Source organism: Streptomyces sp. NBC_01515, assembly GCF_045040345.1.
Classification (GTDB): Bacteria; Actinomycetota; Actinomycetes; order Streptomycetales; family Streptomycetaceae; genus Streptomyces.
On sequence record NZ_CP109416.1, the window covers coordinates 2,889,180 to 2,910,147 of the forward strand.

Consider the following 20,968-nt stretch of genomic DNA (forward strand, 5'->3'; position numbering starts at 1 on the left):
GTATCCGCAAGGAATCCACCGTGACCAGACTCAGCGTCGAGATGCTGGCAGCGGACCCCGTCGAGCCCATCACCTCGGCCGGCCACGCTCAGCTGGGCATCGCCGTACTGGCGGGCATCGCCGTCATCGTCCTGCTCATCACCCGGTTCAAGATGCACGCCTTCCTGGCGCTGACCATCGGCTCGCTCGCGCTCGGCGCGTTCGCCGGGGCGCCGCTGGACAAGACCATCACCAGCTTCAGCACCGGACTCGGCTCCACCGTCGCCGGTGTGGGCGTGCTGATCGCGCTGGGCGCGATCCTCGGCAAGCTGCTCGCCGACTCGGGCGGCGCGGACCAGATCGTCGACACGATCCTCGCGAAGGCGAGCCCCCGGTCGATGCCGTGGGCGATGGTCCTGATCGCCTCGGTGATCGGGCTGCCGCTGTTCTTCGAGGTCGGCATCGTGCTGCTGATCCCGGTCGTGCTGATGGTCGCCAAGCGCGGCAACTACTCGCTCATGCGGATCGGCGTCCCGGCCCTCGCCGGCCTGTCGGTCATGCACGCGCTGATCCCGCCGCACCCCGGCCCGCTGGTCGCCGTGGACGCGGTCAAGGCCAACCTCGGTCTGACCCTCGCGCTCGGCGTCCTGGTCGCCATCCCGACCGTCATCATCGCGGGCCCGCTGTTCTCGAAGGTCGCCGCCCGCTGGGTGGATGTCCGGGCCCCCGAGCGGATGCTCCCGGCCCGCCCCTCCGAGGACCTGAAGAACCGCCCCGGCTTCGGAGCGACCCTCGCCACGATCCTGCTGCCCGTCGTCCTGATGCTGTCCAAGGCACTGGTCGACATCATCGTCGACGACCCCGCGCACACCGTGCAGCGCGTCTTCGACGTCGTCGGCTCGCCGCTGATCGCGCTGCTCGCGGCCGTCATCGTGGGCATGTTCACGCTGGGCCGCCCGGCGGGCTTCACCAAGGAGCGGCTGTCCACGACCGTCGAGAAGGGCCTGATGCCGATCGCGGGCATCCTGCTCATCGTCGGCGCGGGCGGCGGCTTCAAGCAGACGCTGATCGACTCCGGTGTCGGCCAGATGATCCTGGACATCTCCAAGGACTGGTCGATCCCGGCGCTGCTGCTGGCCTGGCTGATCGCGGTGGCGATCCGGCTCGCGACCGGTTCGGCGACGGTGGCCACGATCTCGGCGGCCGGTCTGGTCGCCCCGCTGGCCGCCGACATGTCGAGCACCCACACCGCCCTGCTGGTGCTGGCGATCGGCGCGGGCTCGGTCTTCTTCAGCCATGTCAACGACGCCGGTTTCTGGCTGGTGAAGGAGTACTTCGGCCTCAGCGTCGGCCAGACCTTCAAGACCTGGTCCGTCATGGAGACGATCATCTCGGTCGTCGCCGGCGGACTGGTCCTCCTCCTCTCGCTGATCATCTAGGGGTACGGGAATGAGTCATCCTCTTTTCGACATCAGTGGCCGTACGGCCCTGGTCACCGGTTCCAGCCGGGGCATCGGACTCGCCCTCGCCCAGGGCCTGTTGGAGGCCGGCTGCACGGTCGTCCTGAACGGCCGGGACGGCGAACGCCTCACCAAGGCCGCCGCCGAACTGTCCGGCGACGTCCACACCGCCGCCTTCGACGTGACCGACGGTCCGTCAGTAGCCGCTGGGATAGCGGACGTTGAGGAGCGGGTCGGCCCGCTGGACATCCTGGTCAACAACGCGGGCATGCAACTGCGCGCCCCGCTTCTGGAGTTCACCGACTCCGACTGGCACCGGATCATCGACACCAACCTCACCAGCGCGTTCCTGGTCGGCCGTGAGGCGGCCCGCCGGATGACGGAACGCGGCCACGGCAAGATCATCAACATCTGCTCGCTGCAGAGCGAGGTGGTCCGCCCCGGCATCGCGCCGTACGCGGCCACCAAGGGCGCGTTGAAGATGCTCACCAAGGGCATGTGCGCGGACTGGGGCCCGAGCGGTGTGCAGGTCAACGGCCTGGGCCCCGGCTACATCGAGACGGAACTCACCCAACCCCTCGTCCAGGACGCGGAGTTCAGCGCCTGGGTGCGCAAGCGGACCCCGGCCGGCCGCTGGGGGCGTACGGAGGACCTGGTGGGCGGGGTGCTGTTCCTGGCGTCGCCCGCCGCGGACTTCGTGAGCGGACAGATCCTGTACGTCGACGGCGGCATGACGAGCGTGCTGTGAAAGGGGACATCATCGTGCCGGACATGCTGGGCTGTGTGATCCACGGTCAGGACGACCTGCGCGTCGAGGAGTTGACGGTCCCGGAGCCCGGCCCCGGCCAGGCCCTGGTCGCCGTCCGCTACGGCGGCGTCTGCGGCTCCGACCTCCACTACTGGCGCCACGGCGGCGTCGGCGACTTCCGCCTCAAGGAACCGATGCTGCTCGGCCACGAGGTGGTCGGCACGGTCGTGTCCTACGGCTCCGGGGCCACAGGTCCCGTTCCTGGTACGGCAGTTGCCGTGCACCCGGCGACTCCGTGCGGGGTGTGCCCCGAGTGCGTGGACGACCGGCGCAACGTGTGCCGGGACACCGCGTACCTGGGCAGCGCGGCCCGCTTCCCGCACGTACAGGGCGGCTTCGCGGCCCAAGTCACCGTCCCCGCTGACCAGTTGAGGGCGATCCCGGCGGGCCTTGAGCTGCGCAGGGCCGCCCTCGCCGAACCGCTCTCCGTCGCCCTGCACGCCGTACGACGCGCCGGGGACGTGCGGGGACGCCAGGTGCTGGTCACCGGCGCGGGCCCGATCGGCTGTCTGGTCGTCGCGGCGGCGAAGGCGGCCGGCGCGGCTCACGTGACGGTAACGGACCTGCTTCCGGCGGCACTTCGGTACGCCACCGCGGCCGGCGCCGACACCGTCGTACGGGCCGACGACCCGGACGACTCCGGATGGCCGTCCGAGGTGGACGTCGCCATCGAGGCGTCCGGGGTGGCGGCCGGCCTCGACACCTGCCTGCGGCTCGTGCGGCGGGGCGGGGTCGTCGTGCAGCTCGGGATGCTGCCGCCGGGGCAGAGTCCCTTCGCGGGGAACCTGGTCGTCAGCCGGGAGATCGAACTGCGGGGCGCCTTCCGCTTCGACACGGAGTTCAACGACGCGCTCCAACTCCTCGCCGTGGAGCCCGCGTTCGACGCTCTGGTCAGCGCGGTGGTCCCGGTGCGGGAGGCGGAGTCGGCGTTCGCGCTGGCGGCCGACCGGAGCCGGTCGTGCAAGGTGCTGCTGGACTTCGGTAGCTGAGCAGGGTGACCTGCGCTTCGCCCCAGGGCCTCAACTAGGGCTTCCAGAGCGGGTGTTCGCGCTTGGCCCAGTCCCGGCTCACCGACCCGGTGCGCAGCCCCGCCCTGGCCTCCGGGTCCCCCAACGCCATGCCGATGTGTCCACCCAGCACGATGCCGATCGTCAGGGCGAGCCAGTCGTGGACGAAGGTCGCGCTGGTGCGCCACATGATCGGGGTGAGGTGGGTGAACCACATCATCAGGCCCGTACCGAGCATCACCAGGGTGGCGCCGGCGATCCAGTTGGCGTACACCTTCTGACCGGCGTTGAACTTGCCCGCGGGGCGCGCCGACCGGCGTTTGTCGCGCATCAGGGCGCCGCGCAGCCAGACCCGGTCGTGCGGGCCGAAGCGGTTGAGGAAGCCGAGGTTGACGCGGAAGCCGCGGGAGAACAGGCCGAAGAGAACGGGCACGGGCAGCGCGACCCCGGCCAACTCGTGGATGCGGACGACGAGTTCACGGCGGCCGACGAGTTCGGCGAACTCCGGGATGTACAGGCAGGCCGCCGTGGCCACACAGATGCCCATCAGCGCGGCCGTGGTCCGGTGCACCCAGCGTTCGGTGCGGCCGAAGCGGCGGACGCGGGCCGAGGGTTCCGTCTGCGGCGGCTGGGCTTCAGTTCGTAGGGGCATCGTCGCGTCCGTTCGACTTGCCGACCCAGGCGTCGACGTCGTAGCCCCGATCCTCCCAGTAGCCGGGCTTCACATGCTCGGTGACCGTGATGCCGGAGAGCCACTTGGCGGACTTGTAGAAGTACATGGGGGCCACGTAGAGGCGGACCGGGCCGCCGTGGTCGTGACCCAGGGGCTTGTCCTGCATGCGCAGCGCGACCAGGATGTCCGAGCGCCGGGCCTGGTCGAGGGTGAGGCTCTCCGTGTAGGCGCCGTCGAAGCAGGTGAAGCGCACCGCCCCGGCCGTTGCACGCACTCCCGCCGCGTCCAGGAGCCGGGACAGGCGCACCCCCTCGAAGGGGGTCCCGGGGACCCGCCAGCCGGTGACGCACTGGACGTCCTTGACCAGCCTGGTCTGCGGCAGCGCGCGCAGGTCGGCCAGGGTGTAGGACGTCGGCTTGTCGACCAGGCCGTCGACGGTCAGCCGGTAGTTCTGGGCGTTCTTGTTCGGCACGGACGCGGTGACCGAGTAGTAGCGGAAGCCGCCGCCGTTCGGGAGCAGTCCGGTCAGCCCGGTGGGGTCCTTGCCGGAGACGGCACCGAGGAAGCCGTCCATGGCGTTCTGGAGGGCGGGCGCGGTGACGACGCCGAGGGCGCCCAGGCCGAGGGTGCCCAGGAGGACCCGGCGGCCTAGCGGCCGGCCCTCCGCCTTCTCCGCACCCTCGGACTCGGGTTGTTCAGGTTTCACGCAGTCATTCGAACACCCGCGACCCCGGCACGGCCAGGGATAGCGGGTGCCCGTCAGACTTCCGTAACCACTTCTTACGTGCTTCTCAGAAGCGACCGTTCGACGACAGCCGCGCCGACCGGTACCGCGACCGGTCTCTACGGCGTCTCCGTCGCCGCCTTCTCCAGCTGGAACGCCTCGTTGCCGAGCCCGATGCGGGCGTGCGCCTCGGGGTTGCGGGAGCGCAGGAACAGGCCCTGGGCCAGGCCGACGAGCAGGGCCAGGCCGATGATGCCGGGCAGGAGCCAGCTCAGGGACGAGCCGGGGCCCGCGCCGACCAGGACGTCGAAGTCCTTGACCGTGTAGACGGCGATGACGACGAGCGCGATGCCGGACAGCGCGGAGGTGACCAGCCGCCAGGCCTGGGCGCCGGCTGAACCGCGGCGGGCGAAGAAGACGATCACCGAGAGGGAGGCGGCGGCCATCAGCAGGATCACGCCGAGCGCGCCGATGTTGCCGAACCAGGTGAACAGGTGCAGGACGGGTGCGGTGGGGTCGCCGGTGGGCTTGTCGTCGGCGATCGCGAAGGCGATCACGATCACGGCGGACACGGCGGTCTGAAGAAGGGAGCCGGTGCCGGGAGCGCCGCTGGAGCCCGTCGTACGGCCGAACGCGGACGGCAGCAGGCCCTCGCGGCCCATGGCGAAGGCGTACCGGGCGACGACGTTGTGGAAGCTGAGCATCGCCGCGAACATGCCGGTGACGAACAGGACGTGGAGCACGTCGGTGAAGGTGCCGCCGAGCCGGGATTCGGTGAGGTAGAAGAGCAGTCCGGCGCTCTGCTTCTGGGAGACGCCGACGACCTGGGAGGGCCCGGTCGCGACGGTGATCGCCCAGCAGCTGAGCGCGAAGAAGACGGCGACGCCGCCGACGGCCAGGAACATCACGCGCGGCACCAGGATGTGCGGGCGGCTGGTCTCCTCGGCGTACACCGGGGCCTGTTCGAAGCCGAGGAACGCGGCGATGCAGAAGCACAGGGCGGTGCCGACGCCGGCGCCGCTGAGGGTGTCCGGGTTGAAGGCGTGCAGGGACAGGCCCTCCTTGGCCGGGTCGGCGACGGCCGCGATGTCGAAGATGACGACGAGCGCGACCTCGATGATCAGCAGGACGCCGAGCACGCGCGCGTTGACGTCGATCTTCAGCCAGCCGAGCGCACCCACGGCGAGCACCGCCACCAACGCCGGTATCCACCAGGCGACTTGGAGGTCGGCGTAGGTGGAGAACAGGTTGGAGACCTCGAAGCCGAAGATGCCGTAGATGCCGACCTGGAGGGCGTTGTAGGCGACGAGCGCCACCAGGGCCGCGCTCGCTCCGGCGGTGCCGCCGAGGCCGCGGGAGATGTAGGCGTAGAAGGCGCCCGCGTTGTGGACGTGCCGGCTCATCTCGGCGTAGCCGACGCTGAAGAGGACGAGGACGACACCGAGGAGGACGAAGAGCAGCGGCTGCCCCTCGATCCCCATCACCGCGAATGTGGTGGGCATGACACCCGCGACCACCATGAGGGGCGCGGTCGCGGCGAGCACGGAGAGCAGCAGGCCCCCGGTGCCGAGGCGGTCGGCGCGCAGGGCGCGCTCCTGCCCCCTGAACGTGCTGATACCGCTGCCTCCGCCGTCAGCGGTGGCGCTGCTCGTACTGGAACTGCCCGTCGTCATGGCGGGAACGTCCTTTCGGGGTCGCTACGGGGGCGTTGCTACGGTCGCGTTACTTCGCTACGGCAGCGTTGCTACGGGTGCGTTTCATCGCTGCCGAATCGTTGGTACGTGGGCGTTACGACGTCCCGAGCGCGCAGTCGCGTGCGGCACGGAAGGCGGTGAGCGGGTCACGGCCCGGGTAGGACCACGGGGCCGGGGTCGGGTGCTCCCCGATGCGGTGGAACAGCGCGGCGGCCTCGGCGCCGCGCCCCTCGCAGGACTTGGCGTGGGCGAGGAAGTTGAGGTCGACCAGGCGGCGCGGGTGGCCTTCGTGCTCCCACTCCAGCCACCAGTCGAAAGCGGCCTTCATCACCTGCCGGGCCCGGCGTCCCGTCCAGTGCCCGGAGGCGGCCGGGTCGACGGATTCCAGGCCGGCGGCGGCCAGCACGCGGTAGCGCTCGGCGTGCGCGATGACCGGCAGGATGGCGAGCGGGGAGTCCGCGGGAGCCTGTTCGGCGGCCCAGTAGGCGAAGTCGTACACCTCGTGCAGCGGGTCGACGCCCGCGTCGGCGCGGCGCTCCGCGAGCCGGGCCACCATCAGGTGGTGGGCGTGGTGGTGGTCGGGGTACCGGTGGCGGACCTCGTCGAAGAGCTGGACCACGCCCTCGTCGGTGCCCAGCGTGTGCTCCAGGAGGAGCAGCCCGAGCCACGGTGTCGGATCGTCGGGCAGCCGGGCCGACGCCGTACGGCAGGCCTCGCGGGCGCGGACCGGCTTCTCCTTGCCCGCCAGCGTGCGCTGCACCACGGCCAGGGCGAGCAGCACGGAGGCGTCGCCGGACTCGGGTTCGGCGAGCAGCCAGTCGCGGGCCCAGGCGGCGGTGTAGGACTCCTGGGCGAGGACGGTGACGCGGTGGGCGCGCGCGTCCCAGTCGTCGCCCGTCTGGGCGAGCAGGGCACGCGCCGCCTGCCAGCGCCCCTGGGCCAACGCGGCGCGCGCGGCGACGAGTTCAGCGTCGTCGAGCGCGGCGTCGAAGGCCTGGGAAGCGCGCTTGTGACGGCGTCCGAGGGGTGGCGGGGGTGGGGACACCCGGGTATTCCTCACGATCCTCACGCGACGCTGCGGGACATCGGCGTGCCATCGGCCGATCACGCACAGCAAACCCTCCACCAATACTTCACGTCAAGTGCCTAACCCCTGTTACACCTGTCAACTTCCGTTGCGGGTGCGGCACTTGTGGCGCTATCCCCTACCCGGGACGGTACGCTGCCAACCGTTCGCGGGTCACCGGTGTGGCGTAGGCCATGGCGCTCGGGCGCGCGGCGGCGGACCATGGCAGCACGGTCCCGCCGCAGCCTCCGATCGTGCCCACGGTCGTCAGAGCATCGTGACCGGAGCGACCGCCCGCTTCCGGGTACTCCCAGGGGCAAGCCGGGCCCTGGGGCGCTAGAGTCGCCCAAACGCATCCCGTAGCCCGGCCTGACGATCGAGGTACGCAGCGTGTCCCTTCTGGTTCTGATGCTCGCCGTGAGTGCGGCCTGTTGCCTCGGCTTCGGGTTCGTGCTCCAGCAGAACGTGGCCCAGCAGGCACCCCTGAGCGACTTCCTCTCCCCGAGACTGCTCCTCGACCTGATGCGGGTCCCGCGCTGGCTCGGCGGCATCGGCCTGATGATCGCGGGCATGGTGCTCGGCGCGATAGCGCTCAGCAAGGGCGAGGTCTCCCTCGTGGAACCCCTCCTCGCGACGAACCTCCTCTTCGCCCTGGCCCTCTCCCGCAAGCAGACCCGACAGCCCCTGGGCCGCCAGGGCTGGACGGGCCTCGCACTCCTCGCGGGCGGCGTCACGACGTTCATCGTCGCGGGCGAACCACGCAGCGGAACGCCGGTCACCGACCCCTTCCGCCACTGGCTGATCATCGGCGTCATGGTGGGCCTCGCCCTCCTCCTCACGACGTACGCCAAACGCTCCCGTCTCAGCTCGGGCCCGGTCCTCCTGGCCCTGGCGGCCGGCCTCCTCTACGGCGTCCAGGACGCGCTCACCCGGGTCAGCGGCCAGCGTTTCACCGAGGGCGGCCTCACCGAACTCCTCACCGGCTGGCAGCCGTACGGCGTACTCGCGCTCGGCGTGACCGGCCTGGTCCTCGTGCAGAGCGCGTTCGAGACGGCCCCCCTGCGCATGTCGCTGCCCGCCCTCACCGCGGCCCAGCCCCTCGCCGGGATCATCTGCGGGGTGGGCTTCCTGGGCGACCGACTGCGCGCCGACACGGGCGCACTGGCCTGGGAGGCGGCGGGCCTCGCCGGAATCGTCGTAGGCATCCTGCTCCTCGGCATGCACCCGGCGATGCCACGCGGCACGACGAGGCCGAAGCCCGCACCGGCCCTCCAGCCGCACTGATGCCGTCAGCCGCACCGATCGCCGGCCCCTGTTTGATGGGGCCATGAACCCAGCTGACGAAATCCTGGACATCGTCGACGAGAACGACCAGGTCACCGGCCAGTCCCCCCGCGGCGAGGCCTACGCACAGGGCCTCCGCCACCGCGCGGTCTTCATCCAGACCCGCGACACGGCGGGCCGCGTCTTCGTCCACCGCCGCACCCCGACCAAACTCGTCTTCCCCTCCCTCTACGACATGTTCGTCGGCGGAGTGGTGGGCGCGGGCGAGTCCTACGACGACGCGGCACTCCGCGAGGCCGAAGAGGAACTCGGAGTCTCCGGCCTGCCCCGCCCCACGTTCCTCTTCAAGTTCCTGTACGACGACGGTGCCGGGCGGACCTGGTGGTCGGCGGTGTACGAGGTGCGCTGCGAACTCCCGGTCAGCCCGCAGGTGGAGGAGGTCGCCTGGCACGACTTCCTGGAGGAGGGGGAGATCGAGCGGCGGCTGGACGACTGGCAGTGGGTGCCGGACGGCGTGGCGGCCTACGCCCGCCTCAAGGCGCACCGGAAAGACCAGACAGAAACGGCCGGATAGGGTCCTGCCCGTGATCGATTTCGCACGGAACGTCCGGCTGTGGTTCGAGCCCCAGCAGATCAGCGAGGAGGGCGCGACACCCGACTACCGTTTCTCGCTGGCCAACGAACGCACCTTCCTGGCCTGGCTGCGCACCGCGCTCGCGCTGATCGGCGGGGGCTTCGCGGTGGACCAGTTCCTGCCACACCTGCGCTGGGCCTGGCGAGCCGGTCTCGCCCTGGCGCTGCTCGCGGCGGGCGTCCTGTGCTCCCTGCGCGCGGTCAACCACTGGGTGCGCTGCGAACGGGCGATGCGCCGGGGCGAGGATCTCCCGGTGTCCCGTTTCCCGGCACTCCTGAGCATCGCCGTGGCGATCGTGGCCCTGGCGATGGTCGTCGTGGTCCTGGCGGGCTGGGCCGGATGACCCGCCCCCCGACCCCGGACCGCGACCCGGGACTCCAGCCCGAACGCACCCGCCTGGCCTGGCGCCGCACGACCCTGTCCAGCACGGTAGCCGCCGTCCTCGCCGCGAAAGCCTCGCTGCACGGCGGCGTACACGTCGAGGGCGTCATCGTCTGCGCCCTCTGCTGCACCCTGTGGCTCAGCTTCCTGACCGTGGCCCACCACCGCATCCGCACCCTCGCCTCCGCCGGAATCCCCCCGCCCCTGACCCCACGCCACGCCAGCACGGCGGTGCTGTGCACGGTGGCGTTGGCGGTGTGCGCGGCGGTGCTTGTGTATTGAGGAGCGGGGGGTGAGGACGGGCACCGTGCGGGCGGCACTCGGGTGTGAAGCGCCCCACGCAACAAGCGGCGGGCTCGCCGTACCGCCACGACCCCGACCCACCCACCAACCGCGGGCGAACCCACCGCAACCCACCACAGCCCACCCCCGACGCCACGCGCCCCGGATAACCCGATATGGGCGATTCCCGTGGCACCCTGTCCGACGTCACAGCCCGCACTTCCGAAGGTGAGCACCATGACCACCCTTCACCTGGAGCACTCCTCCCACACCCACACGCACGGCCAGGACTGCGGCCACGCCCCGGTGCCGCACGGCGACCACGTCGACTACGCGCACGACGGCCACCTGCACCGCGAGCACGGCGGCCACTGGGACGAGTGCGAACCGGGCGGTCACGTCGCCCACCAGGAGCACGCGCACCAGCACGGCCAGGACTGCGGACACGAGAGCGTGCTGCACGGCGACCACGTCGACTACGTGCACGACGGCCACCGGCACGCCCTGCACGAGGGCCACTGGGACGACCACTGACCCGACGCCCGCGGCCCACGACGGCCCGGAACCCCCGGCACACACAGCTCCCCGTCGCCCGGCGCGGGGAGCTGTCGGCATATCGTGGCCCCGGTCACGTTTCACTCGCCCACTGGACGACATACCGACCGGTCGGCATGATGGGTGAAGACCTGTTCCTCCGTCCGTAGGAGTGATGTATGAGCCCCGACCACCCGCCCGGACTCGATCTCGACCGGCTGCGCGGTCTGCTCGACCACGAGCGGCCCGGCCTGGTGACCGGCGCCCTGTCCGGCCGGCTGATCGAGGGCGGACGGTCGAACCTCACCTACGCGGTCACCGACGGCACCGCGGAGTGGGTCGTACGGCGCCCCCCGCTCGGCCATGTCCTGGCCACCGCGCACGACATGAAGCGCGAGCACCGGGTCATCAGCGCCCTGCACCCGACGGACGTGCCGGTACCGAGACCCATCCTCCTGTGCGAGGACGACGAGGTGCTCGGGGCGCCGTTCTACGTCATGGAGTTCGTGGAGGGCACCCCGTACCGCACGGCGGACGACCTCGCCCCGCTCGGCCCCGAGCGCACCCGGGGCGTGGTGCTCGAACTGGTCGACACCCTGGTCGAGTTGCACGCGGTGGACCCCGCAGAAGTGGGCCTCGCGGACTTCGGTCGCCCCGAGGGCTTCCTGGACCGCCAACTGCGCCGCTGGGGCAAGCAGTTGGACGCCTCCCGCAACCGCGACCTGGCAGGCGTCGAGGAGTTGCACGCGGCCCTCGGCCACCGCCTTCCCACCTCCCCCGCACCGGCGGTCGTGCACGGCGACTACCGCCTCGACAACGTCCTGATCGGCACCGCGAGTGAGCCGGAAAAAGGCGTCGACAAGATCAAGGCGATCCTCGACTGGGAGATGTCCACCCTCGGCGACCCGCTCACCGACCTGGGCCTCCTCGTCATGTACAGCATCCCGCTGGACCTCCCCAACTCCCCCATTTCCACGACCGCTTCGGCCCCCGGCCACCCCACACCGGCCGAGCTGATCGAGCGGTACGCCGCGCGCTCGGGGCGCGACGTCTCGGCGGTCGCCTGGTACACGGCGTTCGCGTGGTTCAAGCTCGCCGTGATCCTGGAGGGCATCCACTACCGCTACACCCTGGGCCAGACGGTCGGCCGCGGCTTCGACCGCATCGGCGAGCTGGTTCCCGTCTTCATCGAGCACGGCCTGACCACCCTTCAGGAGGGCTGATCCACCATGGACTTCGCGTTCGACGCACACACCGAGGAACTGCGCGCCAAGCTCCTGGCCTTCATGGACGAGTACGTCTACCCGGCCGAGCCCGTCGCCGAGGAGCAGCGCGCCCAGCTCGCCTCACCCTGGGACACCCCTGCCGTCGTAGGGGAGTTGAAGGCCGAGGCACGCAGGCAGGGCCTGTGGAACCTCTTCCTCCCCGACTCCGAGTACGGCGCAGGGCTCACCAACCTCCAGTACGCCCCCCTCGCCGAAATCACCGGCCGCTCCCCGCACTTGGCGCCCACCGCGCTGAACTGCGCGGCCCCGGACACCGGCAACATGGAGGTGCTGTACCAGTTCGCCGACGAGCAGCAGAAGAAGCAGTGGCTGGAGCCGCTGCTGGCCGGTGAGATCCGCTCGGCGTTCGCGATGACGGAGCCGGAGGTGGCCTCCTCGGACGCCACGAACATCACCACGCTCATCGAACGCGACGGCGACGACTACGTCATCACGGGCCGCAAGTGGTACATCTCCGGGGCGATGAACCCGGACTGCAAGATCTTCATCGTGATGGGCAAGACGGACCCGGACGGCGCGGACATCCGCCGCCAGCAGTCCATGATCCTGGTCCCGCGCGACACCCCGGGCGTCACGGTCAAGCGCGCGATGCAGGTCTTCGGCTACGAGGACCACTCCCACGGCGGCCACGCCGAGGTCGTCTTCGACCACGCGCGCGTGCCGGCGACGAACCTGATCGGCGAGGAGGGCGGCGGCTTCGCCATCGCCCAGGCGCGGCTCGGTCCGGGCCGTATCCACCACTGCATGCGGCTGATCGGCATGGCCGAGCGGGCGATCGAGCTGATGTGCCAACGCGCCGTCTCCCGCGTGGCGTTCGGCAAGGCACTGGCCCAACAGGGCGTCGTCCACAACTGGATCGCGGACGCGCGGGTCGCCGTGGAGCAACTGCGGCTGCTGGTCCTGAAGACGGCCTGGATGATGGACACGGTCGGCAACAAGGGCGCCCACGCGGAGATCCAGGCCATCAAGATCGCCACGCCCCGCACGGTCGTCGGCATCCTCGACCGAGCGATCCAGCTGCACGGCGCGGGCGGTGTGAGCCAGGACTTCCCGCTGGCCGAGCTGTACGCGAGCGCCCGCACCCTGATGCTGGCCGACGGCCCGGACGAGGTGCACCAACGGTCGCTGGCACGCCGGGAGTTGAAGAAGTACCTGTAGCACCACGAGGGGCTGGAAGGGTGGTCGCACCCCTCCAGCCCCCGTTCCCCCGAGGTGAGTGGTCAGTTGGGCGTGCTCGCCTTCAGCGTCCAGCCCTGGCGGCAGGTGTGGCCGAAGGTGCCGATGTCGCAGCCCTCGACGGTGAAGACGTAGGCGCCGGTGTTCCGCTCCAGCACCCGGATCCGGCCGGACGTCCCGCCGCCGAACTCGCGCTGGGTGCCCCCGGGGTCGGAGGCGCTCGTCCAGCGGACCAGGAACGAGTCGTAGCGGTGCTCCGGAGCGGTCGTGCCCCAGTTGAAGTAGGCGTAGCCGCGGTCCTCCCACGCGGCGACGACCATGTTCGAGCCCTGGCGCGGTGACCAGGTGGCGGTGCCGTAGGTGAAGTACTGGCGCTTCCCGGCGTACACGTTGCCCAGGTACACGTCCCTGGTGCCGCTGGTCGGGCAGCCCAGCCAGCCGGAGGCTCCGCCGAGCGCGTTCCAACGCTGGTTGATGTGGGACTCGTTGACCGGGATGGAGCACGCGGCCCGGGCGGGTGTCTGCGCGGCGGCCGGCACCGCCGCCGTCCCACCGAGGGCGAGCAGGGAGCCCAGGACAACGCCAATCAGGCGCCGCTTCGTTGACAGCATGGTGTTTCCCCCGTTGGTTCCTGCGTTGGTTCCTGTCGGCCGGTCCGGCGGTGTGCCCGCCGTTCCGCTGCTACGAGCATCACGTCGACGGGTGCCGGGAGTTGAGGGGAAGCCCTCGGGCGGCGCCGGGGACTTCTCCCGGGTGGACCGGGAAGCGTTCCCGGGACACCCGGGCGCCGGGCCCCCACGATGGGACGCATGAACGACCGCGACGCGCGCACACCGGCACGCACGGCGACGGCGTACGCGCTGCTGGGGCTGGCGGCACTCCAAGTGGCCGCCGGGGCGGTCGCGTTGGCGGCGGCCGGGGTGTCCGCCGCGGACGTGATCCACTACGACATGGTCGTCGACCTGGCGGTCGGTCTCGCCTACCCGGTGTGCGGCACGGTGATCGCGCTGCACCGGCCGCGCAATCCCATCGGCTGGCTGCTGATCGTCTACGGGCTGGGGCACGCGTTCACGGGGATGTCGATCGGGCTGGCCGTCGAGGGGCTACGGCTGGGCTGGTCCCCCGAGTTGCTGCACGCGCTCACCACCGTCGGCCGCCACACCTGGATCCTCGGCAGCTCCACGGCGTTCGTGCTCGTGTTCTTCCTGTTCCCCGACGGCCGACTCCCCGACCGCCGCTGGCGCTGGGCCCTGGTCGCCCAACTCCTGTCCTCCCCGCTCGACTTCGCGATCTGGGCACGCGACGACTGGGGGCTGTTCAGCGGCACACCCGCCCAGCCGTCGTATCTCCCGGTACCGGCCGGCTGGATGCCCGCCCTGCGCGACATCGAGACCGCCAAGGCCTGCCTGGTGCTGGCCGCGGTGTTCGCGGTCATGGTCGTCCGCTACCGGCGCGGCGGGGAGCAGGACCGCCGCCGACTCCTGTGGCTGATCGCGGGAATGCTGCCGCTGGCGCTGAGCGTGGCCCTGCAGATCATGGGCTTCCCAGCGGTCTACACCTCGTGCTGCACCCTGTTCCTGCCGACCGCCATCATGATCGCCGTGGTCCGCGAGGAGTTGCTCGACATCCGCCTCGTCGTCTCCCGCAGCCTGCTCTACGGCGCGCTCACGGTCGGCGTGGCCGTCGCGTACGTCGGCCTCGTCACCTCGGTCCAGGCCCTCCTCAACCCCGACCCCGCGCTGCTCGGCCCGGCGCTGATCGCGGTCACCCTCGCCGCCGCCTTCGAACCCGCCCGCCGGCTCCTCCAACGCACGGTCGACCGCGCCCTGTACGGCGACCGGCACGACCCGGTGCGCGCGGTCTCCCGCATCGGCGAACGGCTGGCCGGCACCGGTGTCGGCGCGGTCCCGGAGGCGGTCGGCGAGGCGCTGCGGCTGCCGTACGTGTGCGTGGAGTCGAAGTCCGGGGTGACGGACGGGAGTTGGGGCGAACCGGGAGAACGCATCCACGCCATACCCCTCGACTACGACGGCCGCACGGTCGGCGCGCTGGTGATCGGCCTGCGCCCCGGCGAACAGCAGCCCGCCACCGCCGACTTGGCCGTCCTGGAACTGCTCGCCGTACCCCTGGCCGCCGCACTGCACGCCACCGACCTCACCCGCCAGCTCCAGCTCTCCCGCGAACGGATCGTCGCCGCCCGCGAGGAGGAGCGCCGCCGGATCCGCCGCGACCTGCACGACGGGCTCGGCCCCACCCTCGCCGGAGCCGCCTTCCAGGCGGACGCCGTACGCAATCTGCTGACCTTCGATCCGGACCGGGCGGCGGCACTGCTCACCGAGTTGCGGTCCGAGGTCGGGGGCGCGGTCGCGGAGGTGCGCCGGCTGGTGGATGGTCTACGGCCGCCGGATCTGGACCAGTTGGGGCTGCTGGGCGCGTTGCGGGAGCGTGCGGTGCGGCTGTCCTGGCGGGCGGACGGCACCCCGATCGACGTACGGGTCCGGGCCCCGGAGCGGCTGCCCGCGCTGCCCGCCGCCGTCGAGGTGGCCGCGTACCGCATCGCGATCGAGGCGCTGACCAACGCGGCCCGGCACGCCCGGGCCTCCCGCGTGGACCTGCACATCGAGATCGGCGAGGGGCTCCGCCTGGAGGTGTGCGACGACGGTGCGCCGGTGGACGAGGAGACCGCGTGGACGCCGGGCGTGGGCATCACGTCGATGCAGGAGCGCGCTGCGGAGCTGGGCGGCCGGTGTGTGGCGGGGCAGGGGCGGGTGGTGGCGACGCTGCCGTTGGGGGAGGCGATGTGATGGCAGGAGAACCTGGGAGCGAGGACGACGGGGACGCGCTGCGGGTCGTACTCGCCGACGACCATCCCGTGGTCCGTACCGGGCTGGCCGCGCTCCTGGAGTCGGTGCGGGACGGGACCCCGCGCGTGCGGGTCGTCGGGGTCGCCGCGAACGGGCGGGAGGCGGTACGGGCCGCGGTGACCCTGCGCCCGCACGTGGTGGTGATGGACATCCGGATGCCCGATCTGAACGGCATCGAGGCGACCCGGGAGATCGGCCGGGTGGCGCCCCGGGTGGCCGTGCTGATGCTCACCATGGTCGAGGAGGACGACTCGGTGTTCGCCGCGATGCGGGCGGGCGCCCTGGGCTATGTCCTCAAGGGCGCGGGCCAGGACGAGATCGTCCGGGCGATCCGGGCGGTGGCCGCCGGTGAGGCCATCTTCGGTCCCGGTGTGGCGAGGCGCGTGCTCGGGCAGCTCAGCAGACCCCCGGACCGCCCCGACCCGTGCCCGACACTCACCCCGCGCGAACGGGACGTCCTCGCCCTGATCGCCGACGGCCGGCCGAACTCGGCGGTGGCCACGCGCCTGGGCCTGTCCCCGAAGACGGTCAGCAACCACATGTCGGCGGTCCTGGCCAAGCTGGGAGTCACCGACCGCGCGCAGGCGGCGGCCTGGGCCCGGGAGGCGGGGCTCACCCACCCACCGGACGCGTGAGGACGTATCAGGGGCGGAGCGCACGCATCAGCAGGTCCGCCAGGTGGTCGGCGACCTCCTGGGGCGTCAGGGGGCCGCCGGGGCGGTACCAGGTCGACAGGTGGTGGACCGAGCCGAAGTGGTAGTCGACGACGAGGTCCGCCGGGGTCGCCGTGGAGAAGACGCCCGCGCGCTGGCCCTCCTCGACGAGCCCGCGGAAGCGCTCGTGGTAGCGCCGGCGCTCGGCGCGCACCTGTTTGTTCTTCTCCGGGCTGAGGTGGTGCATGGACCGGAAGAAGATCGACGCGTCGTCGAGGTTGTCGATCGTCGTCACGACGACGTCGGCGGCGGCGGCCCGCAGCCGTTTCTCGATCGGCTCGTCGGCGGTCGCGAACACCTCAAGGCGCTCCTGCTGGACGCGCAGCACGCGCGCGTACACCTCGTGCAGGAGGTCGTCCTTGGAGCCGAAGTAGTGGTACAGCGCCCCCTTGGTGACGCCCGCGGCCTCGACGATCTCCTGCACCGAGGTGCGGTCGTAGCCCTGCTCGGCGAACAGCCTGGTGGCGGCGGCGAGGAGCCGCTGCGGGACGGGGGCCCCGTCTCCGTCGGTCGTCCTGGGCACTGCCGCCACCTGCCTTTTCTGACTGTTCACTCGCTGTCGTGCGACCGGGAACGCAGTTCCCGCCGGAGGATCTTCCCACTTGCCGTCTTCGGCAGCTCGGGCAGGATCTCCACCTGGCGGGGGTATTTGTAGGCGGCCAGTCTCTCCTTGCAGTACACGGCGAATTCATCGGGGTCGGTTTCGGCGCCCGGACGGAGACTGATGTACGCCTTCACGGTCTCGCCCCGGTACCCGTCAGGGACGCCGACGACGGCCGCCTCGCGCACCGCCGGGTGGGTGTACAGCACGTCCTCGACCTCGCGCGGCCAGACCTTGAACCCGGAGGCGTTGATCATGTCCTTCTTGCGGTCGACGACGTACAGCCAGCCCTGCGGGTCCATGAACCCGATGTCGCCGGTGCGCAGTTCGCCGTCCGGGAAGGTCTCGGCGGTGGCCTCGGGGCGCCGCCAGTACCCGGGCACGACCTGCGGCCCGCGCACGACGATCTCGCCCTGCTCCCCGAAGGGCACCTCGGCACCCAGGTCGTCGACGATCCGTACGACGGTGTCGGGCCCCGGCACGCCCACGGCCAGCGTCCCGGACGCCGGGTCGACGGGCGCCTCCAGGTCGGGCGGTACGGAGGCGCAGGGCGCGGTGCACTCGGTGAGGCCGTAGCCGTTGCGGATGTACGGCCCGAAGCCGGCCCGGAACTTCTCCACCAGGGCGGGCGGCACCGGAGCACCGCCGGAGGAGATGTTCCGGAAGGACGCGAAGTGGTCCGGGGTGACGGCCGGGTGCGCGGCGAGCGCCATGAAGGCGGTGGACGGGCCGACCGTGTAGTGCGGCTCGTGCTCGGCGAACGCGTCGAGCACGACCCCGCCCTCGAACCGGTACACCAGCACCAGCGAGCCCCCGCTGACGAGGGACGCGCCCAGCTGGCACACCATCCCGGTGATGTGGAACAGCGGCGCCATCGCGAAGTACACCGGCGCGTCCGGCAGTCCGAGCCCGGTGCGCTGCCGTTCGGCGTTGTACAGGATGTTGGCGTGGGTGTTGGTGGCGCCCTTGGGGGCACCGCTCGTGCCCGAGGTGTAGCTGATCAACGCGATGTCCGCGGGGGCCGGTTCACGCCCGCCGGGCGCCTTGTGCCCCGCCTTGGCGACGGCCACCAGGTCCTCGGCGTCGGCGGCCTGCGGGAGCCGCTCGAAGGTGAGCACGCGCGCGTCGTCGCGAGTCTGGAAATCCAACTCGCATGCGGTGAGCACGATCCGCACGGGAGACCCGCTCTTCGCAACCGTCGTGGCCGTCTCGCGCAGATACGACTCCCAGGCCCGGTCGGTACAGATCAGCGCGGCCACCTCACCGTCCCGCAGGACATGGGTGACCTCCCCCGACTTGTACATCGGGTTGACCGGCACGACGATCGCGCCCGCCTTCCAGGCACCGAGCAGCGCGATCACGAAGTGCGGCGAGTTCTGCAGCAGCACGGCGACCCGGTCACCCTGCTCCAGCCCCCGCGCGGCCAGATACCCGGCGACGGAGTCACTCAGCGCGTCGACCTCGCGATAGCTGAGCCGCCCGTCGAAGTAGGTGAGAAAGGTCCGGTCAGGAGCCTCCCCCACCACCCGACGCAGGGCGTGCACCAGGGAGTCGTCCGGACTGACCGGCCCACGCTGGGCCTCGTTGAGCAGCGCCACCCACGGCTTGGCGGCATACAGGGAGTCGGTCACTCTCCGGCCTCCCACTTCTGCTGGATGTGGTTCATGGTGGTCAGCCAGCGATCCGGTTCGGCGGCCCTGGCCTGGTAGTACCCGGCGACCTCAGGATGCGGCAGGATCAGGAACCGCTCCTCCTCGATCCCCTTCATCAGAGCGTCGGCGACGGCGTCGGGCTCAATCGCGGTCGGCTGAAGCACCAGGTCACCCGCGCTGCCGGTGGCGGCCAGCATGTCGGTACGCACACCCTGCGGACAGATCGCGTGGACCTTGATCCCCCGGTGCCGGTACGTCAACGACAGCCACTCGGCGAAGGCGTACGCACCGTGCTTGGTGACGCTGTAGGGCGCGGCCCCGATCATGGTGAGCAGCCCGGCCGCGGACACGGTGGACACGAACCGCCCGCCGCCCCGCTCCAGCCACCCCGGGATCAACGCCTCGGCTGCCCGCACATGGGCCATGACGTTCACGTCCCAGGCCAGCGCCCAGACGTCCTCCCCGGCCGCTTCCGACCCACCGGAGCCGACCCCCGCATTGGCGCAGTAGATGTCGACGGTCCCACCGAGGGCGTCCCGGGCTGCCCCGACAACAGCGGAGGCATCCCCAGGCACGGCGATCGCCCCGATCTCATCGGCGACGGCTTTCACCCGGTCGGCATCCAGGTCGTTCACCACGACCCGGGCCCCTTCGGCAGCGAACCGCCGCGCAAGCGCAGCCCCGATACCACCCCCAGCCCCCGTGACAACTACCCCGGCACCCTGAACGGCTTCCACCATCGGTCTCCTTCGACTGCGGCTCCACTGCAAGCCCAGACTAACCGGTCGGTATGTAACACGGGAAGGGTCGACTCCCTAGGGGCGCGGGGAACTGCGCGACCAGCCACAGCGGACCCGCATCCCGCCCACAACCCGCGGAAGCCCCTACTTTGCCAACATGCCCCTCACCAGAAGAACCCTCCTGGCAGCAACCCCGGCGGCAACCCTCACTCCACCACCCACCAAGCCCCAGAACCTACGCACCGGCTTCGAACAACTAACCGCGAACGACTTCACCCAGCTCAACGGCCAACGCATCGGAATCGTCACCAACCCCACCGGCATCACCAGAGACGCCCACCACATCGTCGACGCCATGCACACCAGCCCCCACGTGAACCTGGTGGCAGTCTTCGGCCCAGAACACGGCTTCCGAGGCACCGCCCAAGCCGGCGGCTCCGAGGGCCACCACACCGACCCGGCCACCAAACTCCCGGTCTACGACACGTACTTGAAGAGCGGCCAACCACTGGCCGACATCTTCAAGACCTCCACCGTGGACACCGTCGTCTTCGACATCCAGGACGTGGGCGCCCGCTTCTACACCTACATCTGGACCCTCTACGACTGCATGGAGGCGGCCCAGCTCGCCGGCAAACGCTTCGTCGTCCTCGACCGCCCCAACCCGGTGACCGCCCGCAGCGCCCAAGGCCCGGTCCTGCACAGGGAGTTCGCGACCTTCGTAGGCCGACAGCCGATCGCACAGGCACACGGCATGACGGTCGCCGAGCTGGCCCGGCTGTTCAACGGGGAGTTCCTGTCGAAGCCCGTCCCCCTGGAGACCGTACTGATGACGGGCTGGAAGCGTTCGGAGTTCTACGACGCCTGGTCGCTTCCGTGGGTGCCGCCGAGCCCCAACATGCCGACACCGGACACCGCGCTCGTGTACTCGGGAACCTGTCTCTTCGAGGGCACGAACCTGTCCGAGGGCCGCGGCACCACCCGCCCCTTCGAACTGCTCGGCGCGGAGGGCATCGACGGACGCTGGGCCGCCGCGGTGAATCAACTCGGGCTGCCCGGCGTGCATTTCAGGGAGGCGTACTTCGCGCCGACGTTCTCCAAGTTCGAGGGCAAGACCGTCGGCGGGGTCCAGATCCACGTCCACGACCGGGCCGCGTACGACCCCGTGCGCACCGGCATCGCGCTGCTGGTGACCGCCAAGAAGGTCTGGAGCGGCTTCGGTTGGCGTTCCGACAACTGGATCGACAAGCTCACCGGGTCCGCCCGGGTGCGCACGGCGATCGACGCGGGGGCCGGTACCGACGAGGTGGTGGCGGGCTGGCAGGAGGAGTTGAGGGCCTTCCGGCGGGTTCGAACTGAATACCTCCTCTACAAGTGAGTCGCGACGTATGGCCAATCTTCACCGGTAGC

The 20,968-nt window shown here is 70.9% G+C and carries 21 protein-coding genes; 13 read left to right on the plus strand and 8 right to left on the minus strand.

Annotated elements, in window-relative coordinates; all coding sequences use genetic code 11:
- Positions 1-20 precede the first annotated feature (20 nt).
- The 3 genes from OG407_RS12735 to OG407_RS12745 are packed head-to-tail and all read left to right on the plus strand — an operon-like array spanning position 21 to position 3,236.
- Complete coding sequence (locus tag OG407_RS12735) at positions 21-1,418, plus strand: gluconate:H+ symporter (RefSeq protein ID WP_405857752.1); 1,398 nt, start codon at positions 21-23, stop codon at positions 1,416-1,418.
- Positions 1,419-1,428: 10 nt separating this feature from the next.
- On the plus strand, positions 1,429-2,187 hold the full coding sequence (locus tag OG407_RS12740; protein WP_405857754.1) for an SDR family oxidoreductase: 759 nt from the start codon (positions 1,429-1,431) through the stop codon (positions 2,185-2,187).
- A 23-nt stretch (positions 2,188-2,210) separates the two neighbouring features.
- Complete coding sequence (locus OG407_RS12745) at positions 2,211-3,236, plus strand: L-idonate 5-dehydrogenase (RefSeq protein WP_405868377.1); 1,026 nt, start codon at positions 2,211-2,213, stop codon at positions 3,234-3,236.
- A 34-nt stretch (positions 3,237-3,270) separates the two neighbouring features.
- On the opposite strand, the gene OG407_RS12750 is transcribed toward OG407_RS12745, so the two are convergent.
- From OG407_RS12750 to OG407_RS12765, 4 genes are all read right to left on the minus strand, one after another.
- Positions 3,271-3,906: a cytochrome b/b6 domain-containing protein gene (locus OG407_RS12750; protein ID WP_405857756.1), complete on the minus strand. Its 636-nt coding sequence runs from the start codon at positions 3,904-3,906 to the stop codon at positions 3,271-3,273.
- On the minus strand, positions 3,890-4,633 hold the full coding sequence (locus tag OG407_RS12755) for a molybdopterin-dependent oxidoreductase (protein ID WP_405857758.1): 744 nt from the start codon (positions 4,631-4,633) through the stop codon (positions 3,890-3,892). Before OG407_RS12755 ends, OG407_RS12750 begins: the two co-directional genes overlap by 17 nt.
- Positions 4,634-4,770: 137 nt before the next feature.
- The gene (locus OG407_RS12760) at positions 4,771-6,324 is read right to left on the minus strand and encodes an APC family permease (protein WP_405857760.1); all 1,554 of its coding nucleotides are present in this window, start codon (positions 6,322-6,324) and stop codon (positions 4,771-4,773) included.
- A 115-nt stretch (positions 6,325-6,439) separates the two neighbouring features.
- Positions 6,440-7,390: a hypothetical protein gene (locus tag OG407_RS12765; RefSeq protein WP_405857762.1), complete on the minus strand. Its 951-nt coding sequence runs from the start codon at positions 7,388-7,390 to the stop codon at positions 6,440-6,442.
- Positions 7,391-7,801: 411 nt separating this feature from the next.
- Between OG407_RS12765 and OG407_RS12770 the strand changes: the two genes are divergently transcribed.
- From OG407_RS12770 to OG407_RS12800, 7 genes are all read left to right on the plus strand, one after another.
- Entirely contained in the window at positions 7,802-8,695 is an 894-nt protein-coding gene (locus OG407_RS12770) for a DMT family transporter (RefSeq protein WP_405857764.1), read from the plus strand.
- A 43-nt stretch (positions 8,696-8,738) separates the two neighbouring features.
- A complete protein-coding gene (locus OG407_RS12775; protein WP_405857766.1) occupies positions 8,739-9,269 on the plus strand; it encodes an NUDIX hydrolase in 531 nt (176 codons plus the stop codon).
- Between the two features lie 10 nt (positions 9,270-9,279).
- Entirely contained in the window at positions 9,280-9,672 is a 393-nt protein-coding gene (locus tag OG407_RS12780; RefSeq protein WP_328684321.1) for a DUF202 domain-containing protein, read from the plus strand.
- Positions 9,669-9,992, plus strand: a complete 324-nt coding sequence (locus OG407_RS12785) for a DUF202 domain-containing protein (protein WP_405857768.1) — start codon at positions 9,669-9,671, stop codon at positions 9,990-9,992. Before OG407_RS12780 ends, OG407_RS12785 begins: the two co-directional genes overlap by 4 nt.
- Positions 9,993-10,229: 237 nt before the next feature.
- Entirely contained in the window at positions 10,230-10,526 is a 297-nt protein-coding gene (locus OG407_RS12790; RefSeq protein WP_405857770.1) for a hypothetical protein, read from the plus strand.
- 179 nt (positions 10,527-10,705) lie between these two features.
- Entirely contained in the window at positions 10,706-11,749 is a 1,044-nt protein-coding gene (locus OG407_RS12795) for a phosphotransferase family protein (protein WP_405857772.1), read from the plus strand.
- 6 nt (positions 11,750-11,755) lie between these two features.
- Entirely contained in the window at positions 11,756-12,970 is a 1,215-nt protein-coding gene (locus OG407_RS12800; protein ID WP_365308626.1) for an acyl-CoA dehydrogenase family protein, read from the plus strand.
- 62 nt (positions 12,971-13,032) lie between these two features.
- On the opposite strand, the gene OG407_RS12805 is transcribed toward OG407_RS12800, so the two are convergent.
- The gene (locus tag OG407_RS12805) at positions 13,033-13,599 is read right to left on the minus strand and encodes an LGFP repeat-containing protein (protein WP_405857774.1); all 567 of its coding nucleotides are present in this window, start codon (positions 13,597-13,599) and stop codon (positions 13,033-13,035) included.
- A 198-nt stretch (positions 13,600-13,797) separates the two neighbouring features.
- Between OG407_RS12805 and OG407_RS12810 the strand changes: the two genes are divergently transcribed.
- Both OG407_RS12810 and OG407_RS12815 read left to right on the plus strand, forming a co-directional pair.
- Entirely contained in the window at positions 13,798-15,792 is a 1,995-nt protein-coding gene (locus tag OG407_RS12810; RefSeq protein ID WP_405857776.1) for a sensor histidine kinase, read from the plus strand.
- A complete protein-coding gene (locus tag OG407_RS12815) occupies positions 15,792-16,487 on the plus strand; it encodes a response regulator (RefSeq protein ID WP_405857778.1) in 696 nt (231 codons plus the stop codon). The genes OG407_RS12810 and OG407_RS12815 overlap by 1 nt, the downstream gene beginning before the upstream one ends.
- 7 nt (positions 16,488-16,494) lie before the next feature.
- Here OG407_RS12815 and OG407_RS12820 read toward each other — a convergent pair whose 3' ends face one another.
- Genes OG407_RS12820 through OG407_RS12830 form a run of 3 tightly spaced genes read right to left on the minus strand, consistent with a single transcriptional unit; the run spans position 16,495 to position 19,558 of the window.
- A complete protein-coding gene (locus OG407_RS12820) occupies positions 16,495-17,088 on the minus strand; it encodes a TetR/AcrR family transcriptional regulator (RefSeq protein WP_033283667.1) in 594 nt (197 codons plus the stop codon).
- A 26-nt stretch (positions 17,089-17,114) separates the two neighbouring features.
- Positions 17,115-18,797 (minus strand): class I adenylate-forming enzyme family protein, encoded by a 1,683-nt coding sequence (locus tag OG407_RS12825; RefSeq protein WP_405857781.1) that lies wholly within the window; start codon positions 18,795-18,797, stop codon positions 17,115-17,117.
- Positions 18,794-19,558 (minus strand): SDR family oxidoreductase, encoded by a 765-nt coding sequence (locus tag OG407_RS12830; RefSeq protein ID WP_405857783.1) that lies wholly within the window; start codon positions 19,556-19,558, stop codon positions 18,794-18,796. The genes OG407_RS12825 and OG407_RS12830 overlap by 4 nt, the downstream gene beginning before the upstream one ends.
- 157 nt (positions 19,559-19,715) lie before the next feature.
- Between OG407_RS12830 and OG407_RS12835 the strand changes: the two genes are divergently transcribed.
- Positions 19,716-20,936 carry an exo-beta-N-acetylmuramidase NamZ domain-containing protein gene (locus OG407_RS12835; RefSeq protein WP_405857785.1) on the plus strand — a complete coding sequence of 407 codons (1,221 nt, stop codon included), beginning with the start codon at positions 19,716-19,718 and terminating at the stop codon, positions 20,934-20,936.
- Positions 20,937-20,968: the final 32 nt, after the last annotated feature.

Coding starts and splice junctions, on each gene's coding strand:
- OG407_RS12830 (WP_405857783.1), bottom strand. CDS start 19,558: ATGGTGGAAGCCGTTCAGGGTGCCGGGGTAGTTGTCACGGGGGCTGGG.
- OG407_RS12815 (WP_405857778.1), top strand. CDS start 15,792: ATGGCAGGAGAACCTGGGAGCGAGGACGACGGGGACGCGCTGCGGGTC.
- OG407_RS12795 (WP_405857772.1), top strand. CDS start 10,706: ATGAGCCCCGACCACCCGCCCGGACTCGATCTCGACCGGCTGCGCGGT.
- OG407_RS12760 (WP_405857760.1), bottom strand. CDS start 6,324: ATGACGACGGGCAGTTCCAGTACGAGCAGCGCCACCGCTGACGGCGGA.
- OG407_RS12805 (WP_405857774.1), bottom strand. CDS start 13,599: ATGCTGTCAACGAAGCGGCGCCTGATTGGCGTTGTCCTGGGCTCCCTG.
- OG407_RS12835 (WP_405857785.1), top strand. CDS start 19,716: ATGCCCCTCACCAGAAGAACCCTCCTGGCAGCAACCCCGGCGGCAACC.
- OG407_RS12790 (WP_405857770.1), top strand. CDS start 10,230: ATGACCACCCTTCACCTGGAGCACTCCTCCCACACCCACACGCACGGC.
- OG407_RS12750 (WP_405857756.1), bottom strand. CDS start 3,906: ATGCCCCTACGAACTGAAGCCCAGCCGCCGCAGACGGAACCCTCGGCC.
- OG407_RS12785 (WP_405857768.1), top strand. CDS start 9,669: ATGACCCGCCCCCCGACCCCGGACCGCGACCCGGGACTCCAGCCCGAA.
- OG407_RS12810 (WP_405857776.1), top strand. CDS start 13,798: ATGAACGACCGCGACGCGCGCACACCGGCACGCACGGCGACGGCGTAC.
- OG407_RS12745 (WP_405868377.1), top strand. CDS start 2,211: ATGCTGGGCTGTGTGATCCACGGTCAGGACGACCTGCGCGTCGAGGAG.
- OG407_RS12740 (WP_405857754.1), top strand. CDS start 1,429: ATGAGTCATCCTCTTTTCGACATCAGTGGCCGTACGGCCCTGGTCACC.
- OG407_RS12800 (WP_365308626.1), top strand. CDS start 11,756: ATGGACTTCGCGTTCGACGCACACACCGAGGAACTGCGCGCCAAGCTC.
- OG407_RS12775 (WP_405857766.1), top strand. CDS start 8,739: ATGAACCCAGCTGACGAAATCCTGGACATCGTCGACGAGAACGACCAG.